Origin of the sequence: Pseudomonas sp. IT-P4 (assembly GCF_949767755.1) — a bacterium.
Lineage (GTDB): Bacteria > Pseudomonadota > Gammaproteobacteria > Pseudomonadales > Pseudomonadaceae > Aquipseudomonas > Aquipseudomonas monachiensis.
Genome location: NZ_CATKPX010000015.1, coordinates 162,525 through 170,788 on the forward strand (window position 1 = coordinate 162,525; position 8,264 = coordinate 170,788).

The 8,264-nt window shown below is 57.4% G+C and carries 4 protein-coding genes; all 4 read right to left on the bottom strand.

Annotation, left to right across the window (positions count from 1 at the left end; genetic code table 11):
• Positions 1 to 5 precede the first annotated feature (5 nt).
• The 4 genes from ACM6IT_RS02370 to ACM6IT_RS02385 all read right to left on the bottom strand — a co-directional run bounded on the left by ACM6IT_RS02370 (position 6) and on the right by ACM6IT_RS02385 (position 8,167).
• Positions 6 to 2,519, bottom strand: coding sequence for a fimbria/pilus outer membrane usher protein (locus tag ACM6IT_RS02370; protein WP_414917407.1), 2,514 nt, complete (start codon positions 2,517 to 2,519; stop codon positions 6 to 8).
• A gap of 37 nt (positions 2,520 to 2,556) precedes the next feature.
• Positions 2,557 to 3,312, bottom strand: a complete 756-nt coding sequence (locus tag ACM6IT_RS02375) for a molecular chaperone (RefSeq protein ID WP_414917408.1) — start codon at positions 3,310 to 3,312, stop codon at positions 2,557 to 2,559.
• 95 nt (positions 3,313 to 3,407) lie between these two features.
• Positions 3,408 to 3,956, bottom strand: coding sequence for a fimbrial protein (locus tag ACM6IT_RS02380; protein ID WP_414917409.1), 549 nt, complete (start codon positions 3,954 to 3,956; stop codon positions 3,408 to 3,410).
• A gap of 299 nt (positions 3,957 to 4,255) precedes the next feature.
• Positions 4,256 to 8,167 (bottom strand): RHS repeat-associated core domain-containing protein, encoded by a 3,912-nt coding sequence (locus ACM6IT_RS02385; RefSeq protein WP_414917410.1) that lies wholly within the window; start codon positions 8,165 to 8,167, stop codon positions 4,256 to 4,258.
• Positions 8,168 to 8,264 lie beyond the last annotated feature (97 nt).

Genomic DNA, 8,264 nt, shown 5'->3' on the forward strand with positions numbered 1-8,264 from the left:
CCGGCTCAGGCACAGGTCAGTGATTGCAGTCGATAACCTTCGGCTTGTTCCATCTGATGCGGGTCGATATCCAACCGGCATTGCGGCTCGCTCTGTTCTCCCCAATGCACATCCACAACCTGAGGCTCGGCGCTAGTCGAGAACATGACCTGCCCTGCCTGACCGACGATGCCTATCACATTGCCTTCGCGATCTCGCAACTGAGCGCCAAACGGCAGCAGTTGATCTGTAGCCGTGCGAGCAGTGATCACAAGGCGCGTAACCGCGCGGGCGGGAAACGTGGCCTTGACCACAGCCCCACGCCTCGGAACGACCTGTGCCGTGCCGTTATCGATTTCCACTTCCGGGCCCAGTTGATCGGTTTGCAGTTCCAGGTGATTGATGCGATAAGGCCGCAGGTACGGCGCCAGGGCATACCCCTTTTCATTGGTCTTGACCCCGATGGCATTGCGCACGCCGACACCGGCGATATTCGGTACATGAACCAGCGCTGCGGTTTCGCCCAGGTAAGGCCCGGTCTCGATACCGTCTCCATGCACCAAGACAGCGCCACTGGCATTGAGAGAAATATTGCGGTAGTCATTACCTTCGGTTATCCCTGCGCCGACGCTACCGAAAGCCGCCTGATAACCCAGGGAAAGTGCCGCTGATTGTTGACGGCCACCATCGTTACTGAGCGAGGCTTGGTAGCTGAGTCGGTTCTGATCGGCATTGCCGCTCAGGCTGGCTCGCTGGCTGTATCGGTCGCCGCTTTTCTGGGCATCAAACGTTGCGTTGACCGGGCGGCCAAAGTCCAGGGGCATGGTGATACTCAGGCCGAACTGCCGATCATTGCCGCGGATGTCATTCAGCGACTGTGAGGCAAACACGTTGTAGCCGACACCCCGGTGGTAGGTACTCACGTTGAATTGGAACTGGCGCTGCACCTCGGCACTCTGCCAATAATCCTGGTGTGACATGGTCAGGCTCAACGAGCTTCGCAGACCGAGGTTCTGATAGATCGACGCCTCCAGCCTGCTGCGGCGACTGCCGTGCCAACGGGAGTCGTAGCTGCGTTGTCGCACGGCCTCGTCGAAATCGCGGTAGCCTTCGGTCGAATAGCGATACCCGGCAAAGCGCAAGTTGGTATTGGAGGCAAACGACTTACCGTATTTCAGCGCATAACTCATGCCCTGGGCACTGTGCGAGTCCGTCGTTGCAATGTCTGCGCTGGAATGGGTGATATCCGCCGCCAAGGCGCCGAAGACTCCCAGATCCCGTGCGACGCCAAAATTCGCAGCCTGATAGAAGTCGCTGCCCATCAGGCCGCCATACAGCGTGGAGTTCCACATCGTGCCCATCGCCAGCGTACCCTGCCAAAGCATCGGCTGTTCAAGGTCGCCGGCACCGTTGTATTGACCCAAGGCACTGCTATAGCGCCATGTGCCCTCGCGCAGCAAATTGCTCAGAGTCGCAAAGGATTGGGTAAAACGCCTGACTTGGCCGTCTGCCTCGGTCAGGACGATTTCTAATTCACCGCTGCCGCCATTGGTGCTCAGGTCGTCTATTTCATACGGACCGGCGCTGACGTACGTCGAGTAGATCGGATAACCATTTTGCAGAATCTCAAGCTTGGCGCGGGTTTGCGCGATACCACGGATAATCGGGGCATACCCTTGCAGGGCATCCGGGAGCATGCCCACATCGGAGGCGATCAGCGCACCTTTGATCGGCAGGCTGGTGAATACATCGCCGCCGGTGAACGTTTCGCCCAGGGTGAGGTTGGCACGGGTGCCGGGCAGGTCACGTTGTGCGTAGGTGTAGGCTCGAGCCCATTCTCGTTTGCCGTACTCGTTCTGGCGCAGTGACTGATTGCTGCGCAAGCGCCAAGGGCCAAGATTGATACCTGCGTTGAGGTAGAGATCATCGCTGTTCTGGTGACCTCGATAGCGGCTGGTTCCTTGTTGCGCGGACGCCTGATAACTCAAGAAGGCGGCATTGATGCCGTGGTCCCAACGATCCGGATCGACGTGGCCCTGCGCATCGCGACGCATGGCGATTTGAGGAATTGACAGCGACAGCAACAGTTTACTGGCGTCGAAGTCAATCTCGCTACCTGGTATCAACGCCAACAGATTGACGCAGGAGCCTTGTAGCAAGCCGGGCTCCGCAAGGCTATCGAGCCGTACGCCCATCTGACCTAACAGCTCGGCCGAGAGGCAAGGCAGCAGGCGATCACCTGTGGGGCTTGCCACAAATTCGATTTCATACTGGCCGAAGTGGACCTGATTGACTTGAATATCGACCCAGTATCGTCCCGGACCCAAGTCGTGATGGTTGACCAACGCATTGAGGGCTTGTACCCCGGCGTCGCTGGCATGATCGGGGCTCTGACGCATGAAACTGGATTGAAAAGAGGGGGGGGCGGACGCCAGCGCGGGTTTTGCGTCCAGCATGCAGGCACTGCCCGTGCCGGCGACAAGCAAATGCAAAAAGCAGAGTCGGTTAGTCGAGCGCCGGCGCTCATGTAGAAGGGGCATGATCATATTCCGGACCGTAAACGCAAAGGGCACTGGTTCAAGGGGTCATCTTGATCGGCAGGGTCAACGGTGCGGTATAACCGCCGTAATCGTTGATGGCCGAAAATTCCACCTGCAAGCCTTGCGCGGGTTGTACGCCTTTGAGTGCGTAGGACCGGCTGGACATCGGCTCGACCATTTCGGCGTTTTCAACGACCTGTTTCTTGTCCTGGCCAACCACGTCTATGCGAATGAACGACACATGAAAGGGGGTCGGGTTGTTCACCTCCAGATGGGGTTTGCCATTGACTTGCCTGACGGACCATTGCAAATCCTTCAATCGGCTGGCCGGGCTATCCTTGAGTTGGCTTGGGCGGTAGAACAATTTGATTCGAGTGCGCAGGGCAATGTTCAGGACGTTGGCATCATTGGCATTGGCCTCGGGTATCTCCTGGACGTTGAAGTAGAACAACGACTCCCGATCCGTGGGCAGGTCATTGGGCAAGCCATTGATCTGGACTTGTTGCTCCTTGCCCGGGTTGAGCCGGAACAGTGGGGGCGTGGGGATGAAAGGCACTGCCGTGGTCGCATCGTCGGCGGCCGTATTGACCCAGGTTTGTACGGCGAACGTCCGATCGCTGGGGTTGGTGACAATCAGCGAAGTACTACGCTTGTCGCTATCGAACACCACGCGCGTGCCGCTGAGCGTCAATGCCGCCTGGCTGGTGGGGATGAATGAAGCGAGCATGAGTGCGGTCATGCTGGCGCCAAAGACTGGCCGAACATTGGCCGCCCGTTTGATCAAGCCGAACATAGGTCACTACCTTTGATCCAGGCAGGAAACCCGTGCCTGTACAGAAAAAACAGCCCCTTGAGTGCGATGTGCGCCCAAGGGGCTGGAGGTGGGTATCAGTTGATCGCAACGACGAACTGCACGTCGGCCGAGGCCACGCCAGCGCTCACGGTGGCGGCGGTCGAACGGTAGTAGGCTTTGAACTCCATGTCGGTTGGGCCCGTATCGTTCAGGGCATAATCATTGGAGGCTGCACCTGGCGCGACGGGGTTGCCGGTTTTGTCCTTGAGGACAATGACCACGCCCTTGGCACCATCAGCGGTTGGGGTGACAGCGAAGTAAGAACCGGTAGGGTCAGGCGTGCCATTGAAGGTGACATTGGCCTTGCTGGTCGGCGTGAGGCCGCAACTCGCGCCGTCCTTCACACGCAACACGAACCGCCATTCGGCGAGTTCCTGGCCGGTGCCGGTAAAACGACTGGCTTCGAGGTCGCCCATTCTCACCACGTTGCCCACGCTGCCGTCGCCGGGGTTGACGATGTCAATCGGGCAGGTGTTGGCGGTGATCTTGCCTTCGAAAAATATGGTGCCGGTGGTCGCGAATGCCGAGGTGCCAGCCAGGCCGGCAGACAGGCCCAGAGCGAGAGCGAGTAGAGGTTTTTTCAAAGCATCAATCCTTTTGGTTTCAGTAGTGCCCGGCGTCAAACGTCGAGACGATGCCGTGGCAGTGCTGTGGGTATATGGGGGGGGCAGAAAAACTGCGTTGTCTCGATGGCGGCGATTCTAGGAAGGAGGGAGGGGCGCGGATATGAGAGAACTCTCAGTGTTGCCGGGGGATTTGTAACGGGGCAAAAGGTAGTGACGGTGTAAATGAAAGAAGGGCCCATTCACGACAAAAGCTCCTGGCTAACGGGGGGAGTATTTTCCCGTTAGCCAAGAGCGAGACATCAAAAGTGAGAAGGGGGTTAGCTATTTATCGGACGAAGTACGTTGACCAGTTGGGGAGGCGATACGGTCTCACTTGTTTGCCCGATCAGACTCCACGTGCCTTTATCTGGATCTTTTTTGTACTCTCCCCTGGTAATGTGTTGTCCATCGGAAATACGATCTCTGGTTGATTGCCCTGGGGGAGTTCTTACATCACTGGGATCGTACGGTGCCGTGTTCCCTGTTGCACCATCTCGACCCCGAGGGCCAGCCGGGCCAGCCGGGCCAGCCGGGCCAGCCGGGCCAGTCAGGCCAGTCAGGCCGCGCTCTCCAGGCTCTCCTTTGGCGCCAGGCCGGCCACGTAATCCCCGTAGTCCCTGGCGGCCGGGACGTCCCGGTATACGAAATCTGTTTAAAACTGATCTGCCTAAGGGAACAGCACCGGCACCGGCACCGGCACCGGCACCGGCACCAGCACCAGCACCAGCACCAGCACCACCTGCTTCGGATGCCACCGTCGCCGCCGCTTTCGCTGCTGATTTGGCGGCCCCCACACCAGATCTCACAGAGTGAATCGCCCCCCCGCCGACTGCCATACCCAAACCGCTTATACCACCACCGATGGCACTCAGAGTGTAGTCATTCGTCAAGGCCCCTACCACTTGCACTCCAAGACCTCCGCCCTGCATGAGCACCCCAACAACTGAAATAACGTACATGGTTGAAAGGGGCGCGGACCAAGGCATTGCAACGGCCGTCACAGCCAAAATTACGCCCGAGATAGCCACACCAATCCAAAGTCCGATGTCCATGCCTGACCCTCCGCGGTACACCGGCAAATCGCCTGGAGGCCCACTTACGCCGAAATGGCCACTTGGGTCACGCAGGTTAATGGGGTTACCCAGGCAGTATACATACGGATTGACACCGCCTTCAGCGAAGGGGCTGAGCGAATCGGGGCTGTGAAAACGCATCAGGCTTGGGTTGTAGGCTCTATAGCCACGGCCCAACAGATACCAGCCGTGGGACCTTTCACACACCTCGCCGTTGAAGGCCAACAGACTGAGCAATTCATCTTCCTTGAAGAGTTTGCGTTCGCCATAGGCGCTGTAGGCTACCGTGTGCAACGTGCCGTTCAGGCTTTCACCGATGACGCTCGGGCTGGCGTCGGTCAGCAGCAGCACCGTGCGGTCGTGGTCATTGAGGCGTTGCTCGCCCAGCGGCGTATCGCCGTGATGCAGATAATGCGTGCGCTGATCATTCTGCAACGTATGATTCAGGCGATACCCACTATAAAACCGCAGAATTTCTTCCTGCTGATCTTCACGTACGCCGAGCAGACTGCTGTGTCCGTCGTAACGATAGCTGCTCTGAGTGTATTGCCCCGTAGGGTCTTTAACGGTGAGCAGCCGCCCTCTGCTGTCGTAGGCCAATTGCTTGCCGTGTTGATCATTGAGCATGTTGCCATCGGCATCGTATTCGAATGACTGGCTCGCAGGGTAACCACCGGCGGTATAGGTGTGAGTGACCGACGATAGTTGGCAAGCATCGTCTGCCGAGTAGGTAAAGCGTGCGACGTCCAGTGCTCCATCCTTGAACGTGGTGATGCAGCGTTGAATATTGTCCAGCGCGTCAAAGGTGAATACTTGTTCGCCAATGGCATTGCCGTAGACATCGGTTGGCGGGTTTTCGCCGGTGCAGGTGTGCTTGATGAGTCGATTACGCAGGTCGTACGCAAACTCCTCGTTAAGCAGGCTACGGTCGCCAACCTGCAGGTGGCGGGTTTGTAACTGGTCGTCGGCTGACCAGGTCTGAGTGATGGTCCGGGTTGGTTGACCCGTCAGGCGCAGCGTGCGGCTGATTTCCCGATCTTGCGTGTCATATTCCAGTTCGGTTTGCAGTGTGACCTGGGTTCGCAGGTTGCGGGTGGTCGTGCAACTGAGCTGGTTCAAGCCGTTGTAGGTGAATTCGGCTTGCAGTTCGCCTTGTGTCAACCTTTCAGGGCGCCCGAAAGCGTCGTATTCAGTGTGTTGTTCCAGCCCGTCGGTAATGCTCTTGGTCATCTGTCGGCCAAGCATGGAGTAGGTGTAGTGACAGTCCTGGACCAGTTTGCCATTGTCGTACTGTTTTTCGCTTAGCAGATGACTGTCGATGTTGTATTCGTAGCGGATGCCGTTATCGTCGGTTCCCACCCGACTGAGCGCCGTATTCAGGGGATCATAGACGTACGTCTCTTCGTTCTCTGGTGCTGTGATGCCGACCGGCTGCGCGGTCAGATTCAGGTAGTATTGATGATCAATATGTTTTTTGGCCGGGGTGACTCTGCGCCAAACCTGCATTTCTCCCTCTTTGTAGAGGTATTGTTCAACCCGGGGATTGTCCATTGAACCCACCCGCAGTTCAGTCAAACGCTCGAGCCCGTCAAACGTTTGCTGGCCTACCGTCACTTTAGGCTGAGCGACATTGCCGGGAGTGACTTGCAGTTCAATGGCGAGTTCACTGGGGCTGTGTTCGGCAAACCGGCGGCTGACGACGGTTTTATCCGGGAGGGTGGTACTCAGTACGCGCTTCCAGGCGTCGTACTCGTAATGGGTTGTGCGTTCCAGATCGTCAATCAACTCCCTGAGTTGTACGCAGTTGCCTGACCCGTCGTAGACGAAATGGCTGGATCCGACAGTGCCCAGTTGCTTGTCAAGGAGCAGGGCATCCAGACATTGGCTCACCGAGCGGTCGGCTTCTGGGCCCTGAGTGCGCAATATTGCGTTCAAGCGCTGGGCGTCCAGGCGTTCCACCGAAACCACTTTACCGAATCGATTGTAGTGGCTGACGCTCAGGCCGCTGACCTGGACTGGTTGCTCGGCGCTTTCCTGCCAACTGCGTTCAATCCGCCCGTCCTCACCAAAGGGCGACAGGTCGGTAATGCTCGCAACGCCGTCGAGGCTTCTAACGCTGCACTGCATTCCCCAGTTGTCGTACTTGAACGCATGAATGAGGGGAAGGCACTGTTCTCCGAGCCAGTCAAAGTGAGTTTCTTCAACCAACTCCCCAAGTTCGTTGTAAACAGCGGCAGAGGTCTGACGAGGTTCCACGTTCGAATTGGTGCCTGGCTCAAGTCGGCCCTCATACACTGACCGGTTCAGGCCATCGAAGAAGGTATAAGTCTTGACATTTTTGACATCGGTAACGATGAGGCTGGCTTGCTGTCCGTCAGCGGAGGCCAATGTGTATTCATAAGTGCGTGTGGCTTCGGCCTCCGGGTCGCCGGGGGCTATTGTTTCGCTGATTACCCTGCCCAGTGCGTCATAGCGAAGCAGTGTTTGTACGTTGTTCAGATCCTCCTTGAGCACCAGTTGACCGGTGACCAGTGAGTGTTGTTGCTTCAGGTTTTTTTGCACGTGACGGGTGCCTGGCTGGTGGTCGAACCCAGTGACTTGCTCGTCCGTTTGCAGCACCGTTTCACCTGCCAGCGCGCTGACGGGGCGGCTGTACTGATAGTTAGAGACGGTCGACTTGCCATTTATGGTGTCACTGTAGCTCAGCAGGCGACCATGTATAAACACATCGTCAGGCACTTGGTAGTAGCTGCGCAGTGCTTGCTGCAGTTCGATTTCGTTCGTGCCTTCAACTTGCAGCAAGGTTTCACTGGTATTGACCAGCCACTCTGCAAGGCCGCTATCGGTCAACGGCTTGAGGGCTTCGTAACGCAATCGGGTGCGCAAGATGGGAGGGGGGGTATCGCTCTGGCCCTCTGGTGAAGGGTATACCGTGATTTCCTTCAGATTGCGGACAAATCCGTGGGGGTCGGCAGGGCATCCGTCTGATGCTTCTTTGGGATAAAACGCGTAGACGGTCCTGATGCCGCTGGATTCAATTTTTTCGGTTGGATTGCCGTCGGTATCGAAACCGGTTTGTTCCGATTCGGCCCGGTACTTTGTAGCGTCGTTGTCCATTTCCCAACTGGTGGTGGACTTACGGGGCATCTGAAACTGTGGGACTTGCTGTTCGAACGGGCGGTTGTCGGCGTAAAAGTCCGTCACGACCCGTTTG

What these genes read in the sequence shown, in the direction of transcription:
- ACM6IT_RS02385 (WP_414917410.1), bottom strand. Translation starts at nt 8,167, where the DNA reads ATGGACAACGACGCTACAAAGTACCGGGCCGAATCGGAACAAACCGGT.
- ACM6IT_RS02375 (WP_414917408.1), bottom strand. Translation starts at nt 3,312, where the DNA reads ATGTTCGGCTTGATCAAACGGGCGGCCAATGTTCGGCCAGTCTTTGGC.
- ACM6IT_RS02370 (WP_414917407.1), bottom strand. Translation starts at nt 2,519, where the DNA reads ATGCCCCTTCTACATGAGCGCCGGCGCTCGACTAACCGACTCTGCTTT.